Source organism: Chitinophaga agrisoli, assembly GCF_008386695.1.
GTDB lineage: Bacteria > Bacteroidota > Bacteroidia > Chitinophagales > Chitinophagaceae > Chitinophaga > Chitinophaga agrisoli.
The window spans coordinates 685,259-702,421 of the sequence record NZ_VUOC01000001.1; the positions used below are offsets into that span (position 1 = coordinate 685,259).

The window sequence follows — 17,163 nt, forward strand, 5'->3', positions numbered from 1 at the left end:
TTAAATCATTAGAATGTAGCCTTCACGCCAAAGTTGTAAGCACGTACCAGCGGATACATACCATAATCCACACCGGGCGTAAGGTTTGCGCCAGCGTTATAATCCACTTCCGGGTTGTAACCCAGGTATTTAGTGATGGTGAAAGCATTATCCACAGCAGCATATACCCGGACATTGGTTAGCCCTTTTATGTTCTTTACCAGCGTTACCGGCAGGTTATAACCCAGTGTGATGTTGGTGCAACGGAAATAAGAACCGTCCTGCAGGTAGAAGGAAGAAAGGCGGGTACTATTGCTTTGGGTACCGCCGCGGGAAGCGCGGTATACGCTACCATTACCCGGCTGCGCTTCTGAACGGTAACGGTCTGCTACTTTAGCGTACTGGTTGCCGGAACCTTCCATATTAAACAGGTAGTAGTCCTGGCCATCCAGCACCTGGTTGCCATAGGAACCATTGAAAGAAGCGCTCAGGTCAATAGATTTATAGCTGAAATTCAGCGCAAAACCGTACGTAAATTTGGGATAGGGCGTGCCTATCACAGTCTTATCCGCATCATTCACGATGCCATCGCCATTGGTATCTTCAAAATAGATATCACCGGGGGTTAAAGGAGTGCTGGAAGCAGTAGAACGGGGAGGGCCTTTGAGCACATATCCTTTAGGGAAAGACTGGGTGGTTTTATCAAAAACGGCATTATCTGCAGCGATGTTTGCCATATCGCTTTCCCTAACCATCCCTTTTACCTTAAAGCCATAGAACATGCCAATGGGTTGTCCTTCTTCCGTGATATGGGTTTTGTAGGAACGTTCCGCACCGGCGGTGATGATGGTGCTGGCGCCGCCCATATCCAATACCTTGTTACGGTTTAAGGAGATGTTGCCGCTCAGGTTAAAGGCAAAGTCTTTGGTAGAAACGATCCTGCTATCTATCTGTATATCAAAACCCTTGTTCTGCACCTTGGAATTACGCAGGTTGGTGAGCACCGCAGAGTTACTGGCATTAGACACACCGGCTACCCCGGAAACAGGCTGGTTAAATAACAGGTTATAGGAGCGGCTGATGTAGTAGTTGGCGATCACAAATACGCGATCGTTGAACAGGCCTATATCTGCGCCAAAGTTATACTGGGAGGTAGATTCCCAACCCAGGTGATCATCCTTTAAATCGCCGGACCAGATGGCGGTATTAACAACGCTGGAGGTTCCATATACCACGCCGCCCAGCGGCGCCATTACCTGCAGCTGATTGTAGTTACCGATATTGTTATTACCACTCAAGCCCCAGCTGGCACGCAGCTTCAGGGAAGAAGAGGTACCCAGCATATTGGTATAGAAGGGCTCTTTAGACACATTCCAGCCGGCGGATACGGAAGGGAATTTGCCCCAGCGGTTAGCCGGGCCAAAACGGGAAGAACCATCTGTACGGAAGGAACCGGTAAGGAAATATTTGTTCTCGTAGTTATACACTATACGGGCAAAGTAGGAGAGCATGGTCCAGGTGGCCTTGCCGGAAGTGTTGATCAGCGAAAAGAGGGAAGCATCTGCCCCTTTGCTGGTGATCTCTTCTATACGGTCATTCTGGTAACCTTTTGCCGTTACACCAATAATATCGCTGTTAAACTGCTGTGCAGAATAACCCGCCAGTACATCAAAATTATGTTTGCCGAATTTCTTCTTGTAGTTCAGCGTGAACTCTCCCAGCTGGTCTACGGTGCTGATGGTCCTGGCCGTGTCCCTGGCGGCTGCCTGCGCCAGTACAGAACCGGGAGGATTAGCATCTGAGCTGAGGCTGGTGGGGCGGTAGTAATCATACTTCTCATTGTATGTTTGCATGCCCAGGTTAGCTTTGAACACCAGGTTGGGTATCAGCTCATAGCTTAGATAGCCGCCATAGGTAGCGCGCAGACCTTTGCGGGTGATATTGGTTTCTTCCGCAATGGCTACGGGGTTCTCTATACTCTGGTAACCGTACAGGGATGATTGCGCCGCAGCTTCGTTCTTACGGAGGGTGCCGTCATCATTATAGGCCCGGAAATAAGGCATATAGATCAGGGCGCCCAGGATGGGACCATGGTCAAAACGCCCTTCTTCCACCTCGCGGTTGTTATTAGAGGTAAGGGACAGGTTGGCGCCTACTTTTAACTTAGGGCTTACATCTGCATCCACATTGGCGCGCAGGTTCAGCTTACGCGAGTAGGTGCTTACGATAATGCCCTGCTGATCCTGGTAACCGCCGCTGAGCGCATAGCGCATACCATTCTTGCCTCCGGTGAAAGACAGGTTATGGCGCTGCACCGGCGCATTGCGATACAACTCATCCTGCCAGTCTGTATTCACCTGCTGGTGAATGAGCTTTTGGTTGGCAAAATCATAGATGTAATCAGGGATCTGCACGCTGCCGGCGTTATTCACGTTGTCCACGCGCGTTTTATTATTATCACTATACATAGCATCTGTCCAGGTTTTCCCGGCGCCCAGCATCAGGTCTTTGTAAGTGTTATTGCGGCCGTCTATCACCAGTTGGGCGTATTGGTCCGCATCCAGCAGTTTTACCTTGTGGCTCAGCTGGTTGATACCGTATTGGTAATCATATTCAAACTGGCCTTTGCCTTCCTTACCGTGTTTAGTGGTGATCATTACCACACCGCCGGCGGCTCTGGAGCCGTAGATGGCGGCGGAGGCGGCGTCTTTCAATATATCTATGGTCTCAATATCGTTAGGATTGATATAGATGTCGTTCCCTACGGGGTAACCATCTATTACATATAAAGGGTCTGAGCTGGCGTTTACGGAGCCCACACCGCGCACGCGGATCTTGGTGCTCACATAAGGAGCGCCGCTTACCTGCGATACCTGTACGCCGGCCACTTTACCTACCAGGGCCTGTCCTACGGTAGGCGTGGTAAGGTTCAGCTCTTTAGCCTTTACGCTGGAAATAGCGCCGGTAACATCGCTTTTCCCCATTTTCTGGTAACCTACGGAAACTACTTCGTTCAGCTGTCTTACATCTTCGCGCAGCAGTATATTCACTGTTTGCTGATCTGCGATCACTACTTCCTGCGGCACATAGCCGGTGAAGGAAAAGATCAGGGTAGCGCCCGCATCTGCTGTAACGGCATATCTGCCGTTTGCATCTGTAACGGCGCCCCTGCGGGTGCCTTTCACCATTACATTCACCCCTATAAGAGGTTGATTCTTTTCATCCGTAACGATGCCTGACACCTTAGCGGCCGCCGGTTGCTGTATAGCATACAGGGCGCTGCCTGCTGCATATACCGGCTTTACCGCTACTGTACCACAGACGGCCAACGTTAACGTAAACCCACATTGTAAAATTTGTAGTGCTCTTTGCATAACTCTACCAGTTGACATTTATAAAATGAACATTATCCTTTCTTGAAGAAGTAACTGCGATCCCGGTTTGATTGGTGGATAAAAAGGTGAAGCCTTCCAGCTCATCCGGCTTATCTATATCCACCACTTTCAGCACAACAGCCTCGCCGCTGGCTACGGATCTTTCAAAATCGAGGTACGTGAGGCGCCATTTGCGGCCTTCTACCTGGTTCTGGATCAGTACCAGTATGTTTTTTTCCGCTATCCAATGCAGGTTCTGCACCCAGGGACCGCAGGTGAATTTTTTGAACAGTACGCCATCTTCTTTGGTGTGGGATACCTGTGCCAGGCGCTCCGGGTTGTACAGCCGTACTTCGTTGCCATGGTTGCCATAGTCAGCGGTGGCTACATACCATTTGCCTTTATATTTTACATACTCCGGGCGGGCGCCTTGTATACAAGCGTCGTCTTCGATCACGCGCAGCACATTACCATCGAGGGTGTGCGTTTTGAGCAGGCCTTCCCAATTGATGCTGTAAATCACGGCCCTCCATTGGGTACCTTCTGCATTGAGGCGGATGCTGTTGCCTATAAAGGTGGGCCCCACGCCATTCCAGGCAATACCAGTGGGGTGGTTGATCAGGTCTTTACCATCCTGTGTAAGCTTATATTCCTCACCCGTCCAGGTAAGGGTATCTTTTCCCGGTATGTAGGCGCGCATCATGCCTGTTTCCCTATCCCCATAGAGATATACTTTTCCATGCTGATAATGCGCTCCCTGGCAGGCTCCAAGCGAGTCTACAGTATACGAACGGTTTATCTTCACATTGGCCGGCGGGATAATATAGAACAGAAAACTGCCAGTCAGGGCAGCTATCGCTACAAGTAATTTCATTTGTTCACTTTTTAATGTCTACAAGGTTTTCCGTGGCTTAGCAGGCGTATATATGTTGTGTCCGATGACTCTTTTTGCAATAAACAGGTGTATGATCCGGATTATGCTAAGCGGGGGCAAAATGAATAATTCAATATTATGGAAGGGTTAACCCTATATTATGCAATTGTTACGGTTTTACCGGATACCTATATGAATAAAATTTGCATATGTGGCTGAAAATTACGTACTTAGAAGGTCTCTAATAACCATATACACCTAAAAAACTACCCTTATGAAACTCGTTTCTATGAATGCCGGCGTTATGATCCGGACTGTTTTCCTTGTTAGCCTAGCCTTCACTGCCTGTAAAAAAGATGATGATCCGCAGCCTCCCCCGCAGTATAATATGGATGAGCTGTATGCGCATTCCGTTACGGATGCGATGGTGGCAGATGATGCGGAGGTGATAGACACGCTGTGGGCTATCTCCCATGACAATCCCAACCTGCAATGGAAGACCATTAACGGCAAGGAGTACGTGTTAATGGCCACTTTTATGAAGTATCCATCCAGCTATCCGGCAGGGGATTCCATTACTAACACCTGGGGAGAATCCTGGGTATTTGCGCCTACGCAAATGAAGCGTAGGGTGGCGCCGGACCTCAAGGCGGATACGGATACCATTATGCGCTTATGCCAGTTATTGGGATTGCCGCCGGCCAATAGCGGCAGCAATACGCATATTGCGGAATTATGGGTAGACCCGCAGCAACTGGTACGGCCCGCAGGCAATCCTGCCATCAATGCCGCTACTACCGGTGCGGCGCTGGTTAACAGCGTAACGGAAGCCTACAAGACCTGGTTTGACAACAACATTATCTATTCTTATTACCGCACACTCTCTGCTGCAACGGATTATCATTATCCGTGGACCCGGTTGGGTTATACCTATGACTGGGCGCCGGAGAAGAAGGAAGTGGGGTTGAGCGAGTTTGTGCTGCAACCTAATTCCGGGATATGGGTGGAAGAAACGGTGACGGCGGGGAATTTCTTTAAGAATTGATGCGTGCTAGCGGCGAATGTAAAAGCTGCTAGCGGTATTAAGTAAAACGCGGCCTGTACTGATACTATTTTAGCAAAGGCGCCCGGTGCTACAAATAACCTACCTGAAGCCGAGGAGTATCCTGGGTGAAGCCCTGGAGAAGTTAGCTAAAATAGTATCAGTAACGCCGTTTATAGCCGGTCAGGGATGGTAATGCCCTGCGAGGAAAAATGTTGATCCATATATTGCCCAACGGTTGCCGGCAGATTAACCCTATTTTACTTTCCGCGTACGTCCGCGCCTATATGATTATTATCCAATAATTTATACCTGCGTTCCTGCATTCCCGGTTACCGTTCAAATATTATTTAGTGTTAAACCCGTTAAAAAACTTGCGTATTTGATTATTTGTAACTTTATTTGTGTCAAAATAACGCAAACGAAAAATGAAAGCATTCTCCTCTTATCAAAATCCTGCCCTGGCAATAGACCTGGTGGTGTTTGGTTATCACGAGAAAACATTGTCTGTGTTATTACTGAACAGGAAGGAAGCGCCTTTTAAGGACCAGTGGACATTACCGGGGGCTTTTCTACAAATGGAAGAAAGCTTTTTGCAAACCTGCTCCCGGATCTTGCAAACAAAGCTGGGGATGGATAATGTGTACCTGGAGCAGTTATATTCTTTTGATGATCCGGCCAGGGACCCAAGGGGCCGTGTGATCTCCGTTACCTATTATGCGTTGGTGAACCCGTCAAAATTCCAGATCGTAGCGGGGCAGATGGCTAACGATGCACAGTGGTTCAATGTACAGGAAACACCCGCATTGGGATTTGATCACCAGGATATTTTTGATAAGGCATTACAACGTTTAAAGGCCAAAATCCTGTATTTCCCGGTGGGCTTTCAGCTGCTGGATGAGCTCTTCACCATGCCGGAGTTACATGAGCTGTATGAGTGTATACTGGGTATTAGTATAGACCGGCGCAATTTCCGCCGTAAGATACTGGATGCGGAATACATCATTAACACCGGCGCGAAGCGGGAAGGCTCGCAGAACCGTCATCCGGATTTGTACAAGTTTAACAAACAACTAAAACAAAATAATTTCCAACTTAATATTAGCTAACCATGACAATTACTCCCATCCTCCTGAAAGATGGCTACAAAGTTGGCCACAAGTTTCAATATCCCGCAGGCACTACCCTTGTTTATTCTAACCTAACGCCTCGTAAATCCCGCAATCCCGATGTTCAGGAGATCGTTTTCTTTGGCTTACAGTATTTTATAAAAGAGTACCTGATACGCCAGTTTGATGAATACTTTTTCAGTCAACCCAAGGAAGCAGTACTGAAACAATACGCCCGCCGTATTGATAATTACCTGGGCAAGGACAGTATTAGCTATGATCATATTGCCGCCCTGCACGACCTAGGTTACCTGCCGCTGGAGATCAAGGCGTTACCAGAAGGCTGCCTGGTGCCGATGCGTGTGCCGGTTTTCACCATCAAGAATACAAAGCCTGAATTCTTCTGGCTTACCAATATGCTGGAGACCATCATGAGCGCCATTACCTGGAAGCCCTGTACCTCTGCCACCACCGCTTTCCAATACCTGAAAACATTTACCCGGTATGCAAAAGAAACGGTAGGTAATGACCTGAGCTTTATTCCCTGGCAAGGGCATGACTTTTCTTTCCGTGGCATGAGCGGTGTGGAAGATGCGCTGATCAGCGGCGCTGGTCACCTGTTGTCCTTTGCCGGTACCGATACCATCCCGGCTATTGACTTCCTGGAAACCTTTTACCATGCGGATGCAGAAAAAGAGCTGATAGGCGGCTCCGTACCGGCTACAGAGCATAGCGTAATGTGTATGGGCACGCAGGATGATGAAATTGGCACTTTTGAAAGGCTGATCACAGAAATATATCCCGGCGGCGTAGTATCCATTGTGAGCGATACCTGGGATTTCTGGCAGGTGATCACGGAGTTCCTGCCCGCGCTGAAAGAAAAGATCCTGGCCCGTAACGGTAAAGTAGTGATACGCCCTGACAGCGGCGACCCGGTTAAGATCATTGTAGGCGACCCCGAAGCGCCTGCCGGCAGCCCCGCATATAAAGGCGCTATTGAATGTATGTGGGAAACCTTTGGCGGTATTATCACAGAACAAGGGTATAAACTGCTGGATGGCCATATAGGGCTTATCTACGGCGACAGCATCACCACGGAAAGGCAGGTGGCCATACTGGAAGGTCTGAAACAGAAAGGTTTTGCCAGCTATAACGTAGTATTAGGCATAGGCTCTTACACCTATGAATATGTAACCCGCGACACTTTTGGCTTTGCCATGAAAGCCACCTATGGCGAAGTGAATGGCGCCGGCAGGGATATTTATAAAGACCCGAAAACGGATGACGGCACTAAAAAATCTGCCAAAGGCCTGATGCAGGTATTCCGCAATGCCGCAGGCAAACTGGAATTAAAAGACCAGTGTACCTGGGAAGAAGAAGCACAGGGCGAGCTGAAAACCGTTTTTAAAGACGGTAAACTGCTGGTAGACTGGAGCTTAACAGCAATCCGTAACAGGGTAAAAGAAATGCTTATAACCGATGAGCAACATCACACTATACCGGCCCGTAGGGCTGAAGGAGCTGGCGTTAATAGCTGAGAGCGGATATAAGGCCTTTCCTCCACGTTTGTTTTGGCAACCCATATTTTACCCGGTATTAAACCAGGCTTACGCAGAGCAGATTGCGCTGGAATGGAATACCCCGGATGCGTTTTCCGGCTACTGCGGCGTTGTTACCCGGTTTGCAATACATGAGGCGCACTACCGGCTATACGAAGTACAACGGGTAGGCGGCGATATTCATGAGGAACTGTGGGTACCGGCCGACAACCTGGCCATTTTTAATGAAAACATAGCAGGGGATATTGAAGTGATCAACGCCTTTTTTGGAGCCGCGTATACCCCGCCTGAAGATCCGGCGCTTCAACACCTGCTGGCTAAATTCAACTCCAAATGAACTATAATAACAACTGGCTGCGGGAACGATACAATGCCGGTGAACAGTTAAAATACCTTTTCTTCTGGGGACACCAGCCGTCTGCCGATGGCAGCGTAACCAAGAGCTGTTTTAGCCAATGGTGGGTATCTCCCTTTACAGTGGATGGCATCACCTATAAAACGGCAGAGCATTGGATGATGGCGGGAAAAGCCCGCCTGTTCAATGATGCTGAAATACTGGAAGAGATCCTGCAGGCGGACTCGCCTGCGGAAGCAAAACAGCTGGGACGAAAGGTGCGCGACTTTGATGCCGCCAGCTGGGACCAGCATAAATTTACGCTGGTAGTAGATGGTAATTTCCACAAGTTCTCCCAGCAGGAGCCGCTGCGGACCTTCCTGGCAAATACCGGAGACCGTGTACTGGCAGAAGCCAGTCCAAGAGATGCGATCTGGGGTATTGGCATGGGCGCCAGTAACCCCAATGTAGAAAACCCGCTGCTATGGAAAGGGCAAAACCTATTGGGTTATGCCCTCATGGAAACACGGGACAAATTGAAATAAGATGAACGAAAAACAACAAAAAACGATCAGTAAATTCCTGAGCCTCATATTACGGCATAGCCCGGAAACAATTAACCTGCAACTGGATGAGAACGGATGGGCCGATGTACAGGAACTGCTGGCAAAAGCGGCCCAACACGGGCAGCGCTTTTCCCTGGAAGAGCTGGAAAACATAGTAGCAAGCAGCGATAAGCAACGTTTTGCCTTTAATGAAACACATACCCGCATAAGGGCCAACCAGGGCCATTCCATTACAGTAGACCTGGGCCTGAGCCCGCAGGTTCCGCCGGAATACCTGTATCATGGCACGGTGAATGATTTCCTGGAAAGCATACAGCAAGAGGGCCTGTTAAAAATGAGCCGGCAACATTTGCATTTAAGCATAGACAAAGCCACCGCAGAAAAAGTAGGCAGTCGCAGGGGCCGGCCCGTGATCCTGACAATAAACAGCGGGCAAATGCACCGGGACGGGCTGCAGTTCTTTCTTTCTGAGAACGGCGTATGGCTTACGGATCATGTGCCGGCGCGTTATATTCAACTTTAAACCTTTAGCATGACGATCAAAGCACCTGTTACTTTACCGCCTAAAACAGCAGACACCATCTCTGTTTTTCTGGCGGGCAGCATTGAGATGGGCAGCGCTATACACTGGCAGCAGGAAATAGAGCAGGTCTTTGACGGACGAACGCAGGTACATTTATATAATCCCCGCCGTGATGACTGGGACAGCAGCTGGAAACAGGAGATCACGCATCCTGCATTCAATGAACAAGTGAACTGGGAGCTGGATGCCATGGAGGCCGCGGACCTGATCATTATGTACTTTGCGCCCGGCACCTATTCCCCCGTTACCTTGCTGGAACTGGGCCTGCATGCCCGCTCCGGGAAACTGGTGGTATGCTGCCCGGAAGGTTTCTGGCGAAAAGGGAATGTAGATATCGTTTGCGAAAAGTTTGGAGTAAAGCAGGTACCCAACATAACTGCCCTTATTGACACTATTCATTCTTATAGTCTTAACCGCACCATAGTATGACCACACTCAACCTCATTTACCCGGAACAGTCCACCATTCGTTTTAAGACGATGGTTTTCCCGGATGGCCAACCGCATATTAAAATAGATATGGACAGCGTGCAAATGCTGGACCGCCGCCAGCCGGTAACGCTGCTTACCCGGGTAGATAATGCCAACGATCTGCTGACGACACTGTTCATCAAAAACACGCTGGATTACCTGGAGTTTGAGCAGGTAGGGTTGCATATCTCTTACCTCACAGCCGCGCGTATGGACCGGGTGATGCTGGATGGAGAGCCATTTTCACTGAAGGTGGTGGCCGGTATATTAAACCAGGGCGGATTTAAGAAAGTAAAGATCTTTGATCCCCATTCTGAGGTATCCACCGCACTGATAGACCGTTCCTATACGGTCACCAATCACCAGTTTGTAAAGGACGCGCTGGACGATTATTTCCGCAAACACGGCAATAGCGTTTACTGCCTGGTATCTCCGGATGGCGGCGCACTGAAAAAGATCCATAAGCTGGCCCAGTTCCTGCAAACAGACAATGTGGTGGAGTGTATGAAAGAACGGGACGTAAAAACCGGCGCGCTTACCAACTTTAAAACCACTACAGAAAACCTGGAAGGGCAGACCTGTTTTATAGTGGATGATATCTGTGATGGTGGCGGCACATTTGCCGGCACGGCCAAAATGCTGAAGGAAAAGGGCGCCGCGAAAGTGAACCTGATCGTGAGCCATGGCATCTTCAGCAAGGGCAGTAAAATTGAGTTTGTGGATGAGATCTATACCACGGATTCTTTCCGGAAAGTGGAGGGTGTACAGTGTTTTGAAGTAGGTAAGTACCTGTAAGCTAGCTTTCTGTCAGTTCTATTTTTCTGCCATCCAGGTCCTGCACTACCGCAGCATAACCCCAGGCGGTAGTTTGCGGCGGGCTTACGATAACGGCGCCGGTGGTTTGCAGATCTGCGATCAACTGGTTCAGGTTATTGACAGTAAAACCCAGCCGTGTGGTATTATCTGGCGTGGTAATGCCTTTGGGTAGCGGATAGATCTCCAGTACAGGTCCGTTGCCCGTGCTGGCATAGTGGAAAGGGCCATTGCCGTGCTGGTGGTAATCAAAAGTAAAACCCAGGCGGGTGTAGAAGTCTGCCTGTGCTTGTAGCTGGTTTGTTTTTATAACGATCAGGTTGATTGCCGGCATAGGGTGCAAAGGTATTTAAAAAACTACCGTGTGGTGAGGCCCCCCAGGTACGGGCGTCTCCGGTGCTTATCGGTTATAATAGTTATCAAACACCTCCTGCACCTCCCGTATATCCTCAAAATTGGGGCGCAGGAAACCAATATTGGGAGAGCCCATATCATGTATCACATTGATCAGCACATAGCTGATCACCGTGAATGTAACGGTGGTGATATGGATATTAAATTTGTGGATACGCCGGATATACCCCAACAGTACGCTCATCAGCAAAGAAAAAAGGATCAGGATAAACAGGACCAATGCCGGGCTTTTACGGTGATAGGAGTGGATGAGCTTAAAATAGCTGGTCTCTATCTGTTCTGTGACATTGATCAGCTCCGTGAGCTCTGCCCGTTTTTCCGGATGGACCGCCAGGGTTTGAATGATATACTCATCCAGGACTTCGTCCAGGGCATTTACGGTTTGGATGGTCTCCCGCATCTCTTCTACAGACTTATAGCCTTTTTCCAATTGCAGTTTAAATAACCCGGACATATAATTTTTGACCTTTCCCTGCAGTTCCGGATCGTAAATACGTGACTTCCTGAACAGAAGGCTCATGCGGTCTGAGATCTCGTAAATATTGGTGGTCCTATCATGCCCCTGATTGCTGGCCTGTACCAGCGTAAAGGATATCAGCAAGCCATAAAATCCCAGCAGGCCGCCTTCAACTCCCAGCGGGGCCCAATTACGGCCGTGCTCGTGCATGCGTTTGGCGAGCGCACCGCCCAGGCGTAAGCCGCCAAATAATAAGAGTGGATAGCACACCAGGTAAAAGAGGAATCCCAACATACCATCAACCTATTAAAAGTGATAAACAAGGCGTATACCAGCTCTTATATATAAAAGGTTGGATAGGCAGTGTTGTGCCTATGCCGTTGAGACGGTAAGTGGGGGTGTTAATAAGCATTGACCATGGGGGTTAGGTTAAAGGAACATTCCGCTAATGAAGATAACGGAAAAATGCCTATTAAACAACCTGTTCCCTATGATTATTAAACAGTTGTGCCGGCTATTTCTTGCCCGCCTGCATTTCGCGCAGCATCCGCAGCACGATGAATACCAGGAAGATAATAACGGCTGCCAGGGCGGTCCAGATCCACCATTTGCTTTTAAAGAGTGGTTCTGCCACAGGTTTTTGCGGTTTGCGTGGAATGATAGTGGTGGCATCCGGCTGTAGTACCGGTATATTAGTGGGCACACTGTCCCGGAAATAGGCAAGATCATATACCGGGCTTTCTATAGTGGGATCACCTCCGGTAAGCAGGTATGAATATCCTTTTTCCAGGTAGGCCGTAAGGTAGCCGTTTAGCTGCCAGGCTTTAACGCCGCCAAACTGCAGCGGCCTGTCATCGCCATCGTAGATCACAAGGTATAGTTCCTTGTAGTTTCCCGGTACATCCAACACCACTTGTGAAGGCTGGTCTGAAGCGATGACAAAGGACTGGATCTTATTAACCATGCCATTGCCGGCGGGGGTGGCAATGCTGGCATCTCGATGATACAATGAGGGGGAGGTAATACTGAAAGATAGTTTACTGATCCGGTAAGGGCGATCGAATTGCAGCAATACCTTCGATTCCTGCCTGTCGTTGCGGGGACTGTAGCTTATCCCTGGCGACGGCAGCGCCACGTACGCTGCCGCAATGCTATTAGTGGTATAGCGGCCAATCTTTTCCACGAGGATTGGGGCACTGGCAGAGTCGTTTATCTCCAGCTTGTACCAGGTATAGTCAGAAGGGGGTATCGCGATCCGTTTTATCAGTGTGGTATTAGCTGTGTTCTCTACCGCGCTTACAGGGTCGAATGGGAAAGCATCTGTTACGCCAAACCAGTTATGCTGGTCATTGCTGCCGCTGATACGCATGGTTTTGACGATCCAGGCATTTTTGAACACGACTTCAAAATGGGTAAGGGTGTCTTTGCCATCATTATGAAAGATAATGGTGGATGATTTTCCAGGCAGGCGGGTATATTCCGCCATGTGAAAGGTGTCAAACCGTGCGGCGTCAAATCCTCCAGACCTTTCTTCGTGCAGGAAGGGCACTTCTACGCTATCCCTGAGCAAGCGTATGCTTTGGGGAAAACGATGGGCCAGTATATCCGGCGTTAGCGCGATATTGTAAAACCCTGTTTGCGTTACTGCAGGCACGCGTGCCTGCCAGGTATACCGAGGAAGCGCGTTCTGTGCTGCTGCAGAAAGCCCTATCGTCAACAGGCATAAGGTATATAAGTATCTATTCATGGGTTTCCGGTGCAATGGTGGATGATTCGTCAGTAAAAAGGATACGTTTCAACCGCTGATACATAAATGAGATGATCAGCAGAATGATACCCAGGGAAATAAAGGCTGCGATCTTTCCCCCTTCTCCCAATCCGGCAAAGTCAAAAAAGAACAGTTTCAGCAAGGTAATCCCAAACACAGAGATGGATATGATGCGTATCATCTTTGATTTCCAGCGCAGGCCCAGGTAAATGAGCACAAAGGCAAAAGCGCCCCAAAGGATAGCAAAGCCTACGCGGTGGGTGTTATGCAGTACCTGTTCCAACGCAGGCCCTGAACCGCCGGCTATATATGCCACCAGCTGATCCAGGCTGGCGCTGGCCATATATAGCACCATCACCGATGCAAACCATTGAAAAGCCACCATATAATCCTTACGCTCAAAAGAAAGCACTATCCTGTAGAGCTGGTACAGGATACATACCCAGCCTATGGGCAGGAGATAATGGATAAAGAACCAGGCAGCGGGCGCCTTGCCGGCCAGTACCTGCGTTCTCAGGTCAATGACCGCCCAGTTGTAGTACAGCGGATATGCCCAGGCCAGGGCGAGGCCTATGCACAGGCCCAAGGCGACGAACTGGCGCCAGTTCCCGCGACGGCGGCACGTAAAGAGCAGCACGGTCACAAATACATAATTAAAAGTACCTGTCACCACCGGCGTAAGCAGCGGGAAATAGAAGCTGCTCTGGTACCAGAGCTCCAGTATGACGGTTATATAAATGAGCACGATACTGAAGAAGCCCAGCGCGACCCTGTACAATTTTACCGGTATATCCAATACAAATGGTCTTTCCCGGGCTTCATTACGGCTCAGTTTAAGGAGCAGGAATACCGCTACTACAGCAACAGCGCCTGTAATAAATACCCTGTTGATGAAAGGCAGCAGATGTCTTGCCCCCGGATCCTCTATCTGGGTCCAGTCCATGACCAGGCTAACGAACATTAAGCCCAAAATGATCACAGATACATATTTCATGAGCACAATGCCGGATTTTTGCCACAACCAGCAAAGCAGCACCGTTTCCGCCGCCCAGAACATGGTAATATAGTTGCCATGCAGCTGTACCGGCGCGGTGAGGCTGGCAAAAGTGAGCACCAGGCCAATGAGCAGGAAAATGAGGGTACGATCCACCCGTTCATTTTTATACAAACTGTAAGCAAAAGCACAATTGAACACGGCTATCAGCACGGTGAACAAACCCTGGTAGGTTGTACCGCTTAGCTGGTACAGGATGGCCATGCCAGCGGCGTAGTACAGGAAGGTGTTGGTGAGCAGGATACTAATATCCAGGTAGCTGAACCGGGCCCGGTTCTTTACATTATTCACCACATTCATGAGGAAGAAAACCAGGTAGAACAGTGTGCCGAATATCAACCCCGCGGCATAGGGAACAGGCCTGGCCGGTGTGGTCTGGTTCAGCGACATTACCAGCCAGCTGCCATACAGGATCACGGTGGCCGCATAACAGATCACATTCACCACATTCCATTTCTTGAAATAAGCCAGCACCAGCATACCTATATTCAGGATAAGGATGTAGCTGAATAATACAGGAATATTACCCTCTCCGGTACTTACCATAAAGGGCGCGGAAAAACCGCCCAGGATGGCGATGATGGCTAGCTCCTTACGGTTATACGCCAGGGATAAAAACACGGTGAATGCCGTAATGAGGACAGTTAATATAAACGCCAGTGTCTGGCCTATGAGATGATACTGATGGAAAGCGATGGTAATGGTAAAATAGAGCACGGATACCCCGCCGCCTATCAATACAGAGCTAAACGGGGCGAAGGTTTTGCGCAGGCGGTGCGCTACACCTATCAACAGGCCGCCGCAAATGATACCAATGAAGGTGCGGCCTATTTCGTTGATCCATTGTTTATCTATAGCGTATTTGAGGAAGAAGCCAATGCCCAGGACGAGTACGGCGATACCTATCTTGTTGAAGAGATTTTCGCCAATGAATTTTTCCAGGTCAGGGTTCTTATCCAGGAAATTATCCCAAAAAGAAGGCTTTTCTTGTTCTGGTTCTGGTTCCCTGGTAGCGGTAAAAGCGGCTTCGCGTACCGGGGGGATGGTTTGCGTTGGCTGCGCAGATTCCGGAATAGCGGCTTCCTGTATTGGGGTGGCGGCTTCAACTGGCGGTGTTGGCTGGGCCGGTTCTGGTACCGGCGGAGACACCCGCATGGCATCCGGGGCCGGCCGCATCTCCGTTTCGGGGGGTCTAGGCAGCGCTTCTCTTACAACGGGAGGCGTTTCTGCCAACTTTTCCCGGTAGGCTTTTAGTTGTTCCCGCAATTGTATTATCTCGGATTGTAGAATGGTAATGGCCCTGCCAGTATTGGCCTTGAACGTTAACAATACAATGAGTACAACGACGAGTAATAGAAAAATGATCGTTTCAAACATATTTCATGGAATGAGGTATAGATAGATAGTACAATTATATGATAATTAATTTTTCTGAGAGTACCAATTTTGTGGGAAAGGGGTGATTACGATCACTACCTGGGACGCTGTGCTATGTTTTAACCAGGAAATAAAAAAGCAACCTCCGTGAAGGTTGCTTCTTCTATGGTGTAACAGGGCAATAATCCTGGTACGCTTCCCTAGAAATCTATATTTGCTGTCCGCTGCCAATTAGTATCAAGCGGCATTTGCGGAACTCCGGTGCTCTGGTTAGGAACAGTTATATTAACGTTCGTCAGCACATTCCGGTAGAAAGTAACATTCTTCTGACCAACTACGACGATGCTGCCGTCTGGCTTCTCCCATTTTACAGTAAGATTAACTGGTTTAGTAGAATCACGCCATTGCAGTTCATTAGCTGTATAAATAAACTGTTTCGAGAGATCATATGTGGTAGGGAACGCCTTTGCGGGCATTACATCTGCAAAATCTACAAGCAAACGGCCACTATTGAAATTGGAAGTATTATAGCGGATCCCGAATGATACTCTTCTCATGGAAAGGGTGATCTGTGCCGGAGTCTGTGCAGAAGCAAAACTGATCCTTCCTACATAAGAGTCGGCTTCTGAGTTAGTGGTTGTCAGATCACTCACACTAGTGCCATCTTCAGTAAACATGTTATATCTGTATAGCGAGTCAATGTTGTAATAAAGACTGCCTGTAAGGGTATCCATTCTATTCTCAGCTATATTTCCCAGCCATGGATAAACGATCTTATCATCATAAGCATTATAGCAATAGAATCCCGGACCTGTTGCCTTTCGTATAGCAAGCGCTTCTACGATAATGTTTCCGCTATTAGGAATTTTCAGCATTACGCTGTCCGGACGATTGTAAAATCCATAATAAACAGCTACGTCGTTCTTTTTCACGGTAATAGCATATACGGTACTATCTGCGAATGTTCTGGCGGCAACTGAGTTATTATCTGTTTTTCTTCCCAGGGGAGATTGGGATGTAGTAATGTCTCCACTAAAGGTCAGCATTACGTTCTTGAAGCCTGCATCTGCAGCTTCCGGACTAACATCCTTATTGCTTTTTTGACAGGAAACACCAATGCATAGCGCACTGGCCAGGATCAAATAGTTAAATTTCATAGGTAATAGCGTTTATGTTAACAAATAAATTATAATCATCCGGGTTATTTTTCCCGGTCAGGGAAGGGATACTGATATTTTATGAACATAAAAAAAGCAACCAATTAACGGTTGCTTTTTATCTCGTGGTCCCACCAGGGCATGATCCTGGGACCCCCTGATTATGAGTCAGGTGCTCTAACCAACTGAGCTATAGGACCCGTCCTTTACCGGACAAATTTCTTGAAAAACCT

Annotated in this window: 15 protein-coding genes and 1 tRNA gene; 8 read left to right on the plus strand and 8 right to left on the minus strand. The window is 48.6% G+C overall.

Annotated elements, in window-relative coordinates; all coding sequences use genetic code 11:
• Positions 1-8: 8 nt before the first annotated feature.
• Both F0L74_RS02780 and F0L74_RS02785 read right to left on the minus strand, forming a co-directional pair.
• Positions 9-3,353 (minus strand): SusC/RagA family TonB-linked outer membrane protein, encoded by a 3,345-nt coding sequence (locus F0L74_RS02780; protein WP_149836301.1) that lies wholly within the window; start codon positions 3,351-3,353, stop codon positions 9-11.
• A gap of 4 nt (positions 3,354-3,357) precedes the next feature.
• On the minus strand, positions 3,358-4,227 hold the full coding sequence (locus F0L74_RS02785) for a hypothetical protein (protein WP_149836302.1): 870 nt from the start codon (positions 4,225-4,227) through the stop codon (positions 3,358-3,360).
• A gap of 274 nt (positions 4,228-4,501) precedes the next feature.
• Here F0L74_RS02785 and F0L74_RS02790 point away from each other — a divergent pair, with 274 nt between their 5' ends.
• The 8 genes from F0L74_RS02790 to prs all read left to right on the plus strand — a co-directional run bounded on the left by F0L74_RS02790 (position 4,502) and on the right by prs (position 10,685).
• Positions 4,502-5,272 carry a hypothetical protein gene (locus F0L74_RS02790; RefSeq protein WP_149836303.1) on the plus strand — a complete coding sequence of 257 codons (771 nt, stop codon included), beginning with the start codon at positions 4,502-4,504 and terminating at the stop codon, positions 5,270-5,272.
• A gap of 425 nt (positions 5,273-5,697) precedes the next feature.
• A complete protein-coding gene (locus F0L74_RS02795) occupies positions 5,698-6,378 on the plus strand; it encodes an NUDIX hydrolase (protein ID WP_149836304.1) in 681 nt (226 codons plus the stop codon).
• A 2-nt stretch (positions 6,379-6,380) separates the two neighbouring features.
• Positions 6,381-7,916, plus strand: a complete 1,536-nt coding sequence (locus F0L74_RS02800) for a nicotinate phosphoribosyltransferase (protein ID WP_149836305.1) — start codon at positions 6,381-6,383, stop codon at positions 7,914-7,916.
• Entirely contained in the window at positions 7,858-8,274 is a 417-nt protein-coding gene (locus F0L74_RS02805) for an ADP-ribosylation/crystallin J1 (protein WP_213086874.1), read from the plus strand. Before F0L74_RS02800 ends, F0L74_RS02805 begins: the two co-directional genes overlap by 59 nt.
• Entirely contained in the window at positions 8,271-8,816 is a 546-nt protein-coding gene (gene ybiA / locus F0L74_RS02810) for a riboflavin biosynthesis intermediates N-glycosidase (protein ID WP_149836306.1), read from the plus strand. The genes F0L74_RS02805 and ybiA overlap by 4 nt, the downstream gene beginning before the upstream one ends.
• A gap of 1 nt (position 8,817) precedes the next feature.
• Complete coding sequence (locus F0L74_RS02815; protein WP_149836307.1) at positions 8,818-9,360, plus strand: RNA 2'-phosphotransferase; 543 nt, start codon at positions 8,818-8,820, stop codon at positions 9,358-9,360.
• A 9-nt stretch (positions 9,361-9,369) separates the two neighbouring features.
• Positions 9,370-9,849: a nucleoside 2-deoxyribosyltransferase domain-containing protein gene (locus F0L74_RS02820; protein WP_149836308.1), complete on the plus strand. Its 480-nt coding sequence runs from the start codon at positions 9,370-9,372 to the stop codon at positions 9,847-9,849.
• Positions 9,846-10,685: a ribose-phosphate diphosphokinase gene (gene prs, locus F0L74_RS02825; RefSeq protein WP_149836309.1), complete on the plus strand. Its 840-nt coding sequence runs from the start codon at positions 9,846-9,848 to the stop codon at positions 10,683-10,685. The genes F0L74_RS02820 and prs overlap by 4 nt, the downstream gene beginning before the upstream one ends.
• A gap of 1 nt (position 10,686) precedes the next feature.
• On the opposite strand, the gene F0L74_RS02830 is transcribed toward prs, so the two are convergent.
• The 6 genes from F0L74_RS02830 to F0L74_RS02855 all read right to left on the minus strand — a co-directional run bounded on the left by F0L74_RS02830 (position 10,687) and on the right by F0L74_RS02855 (position 17,130).
• Positions 10,687-11,037, minus strand: a complete 351-nt coding sequence (locus F0L74_RS02830) for a VOC family protein (protein ID WP_149836310.1) — start codon at positions 11,035-11,037, stop codon at positions 10,687-10,689.
• Between the two features lie 66 nt (positions 11,038-11,103).
• Positions 11,104-11,868 (minus strand): bestrophin-like domain, encoded by a 765-nt coding sequence (locus F0L74_RS02835; protein WP_149836311.1) that lies wholly within the window; start codon positions 11,866-11,868, stop codon positions 11,104-11,106.
• A 220-nt stretch (positions 11,869-12,088) separates the two neighbouring features.
• Positions 12,089-13,321 (minus strand): hypothetical protein, encoded by a 1,233-nt coding sequence (locus F0L74_RS02840; RefSeq protein WP_149836312.1) that lies wholly within the window; start codon positions 13,319-13,321, stop codon positions 12,089-12,091.
• Positions 13,314-15,773: a DUF2339 domain-containing protein gene (locus F0L74_RS02845; RefSeq protein WP_149836313.1), complete on the minus strand. Its 2,460-nt coding sequence runs from the start codon at positions 15,771-15,773 to the stop codon at positions 13,314-13,316. Before F0L74_RS02845 ends, F0L74_RS02840 begins: the two co-directional genes overlap by 8 nt.
• 200 nt (positions 15,774-15,973) lie before the next feature.
• Positions 15,974-16,930, minus strand: a complete 957-nt coding sequence (locus tag F0L74_RS02850; protein ID WP_149836314.1) for a hypothetical protein — start codon at positions 16,928-16,930, stop codon at positions 15,974-15,976.
• A 126-nt stretch (positions 16,931-17,056) separates the two neighbouring features.
• Positions 17,057-17,130 (minus strand) — tRNA-Ile (locus tag F0L74_RS02855).
• Positions 17,131-17,163: the final 33 nt, after the last annotated feature.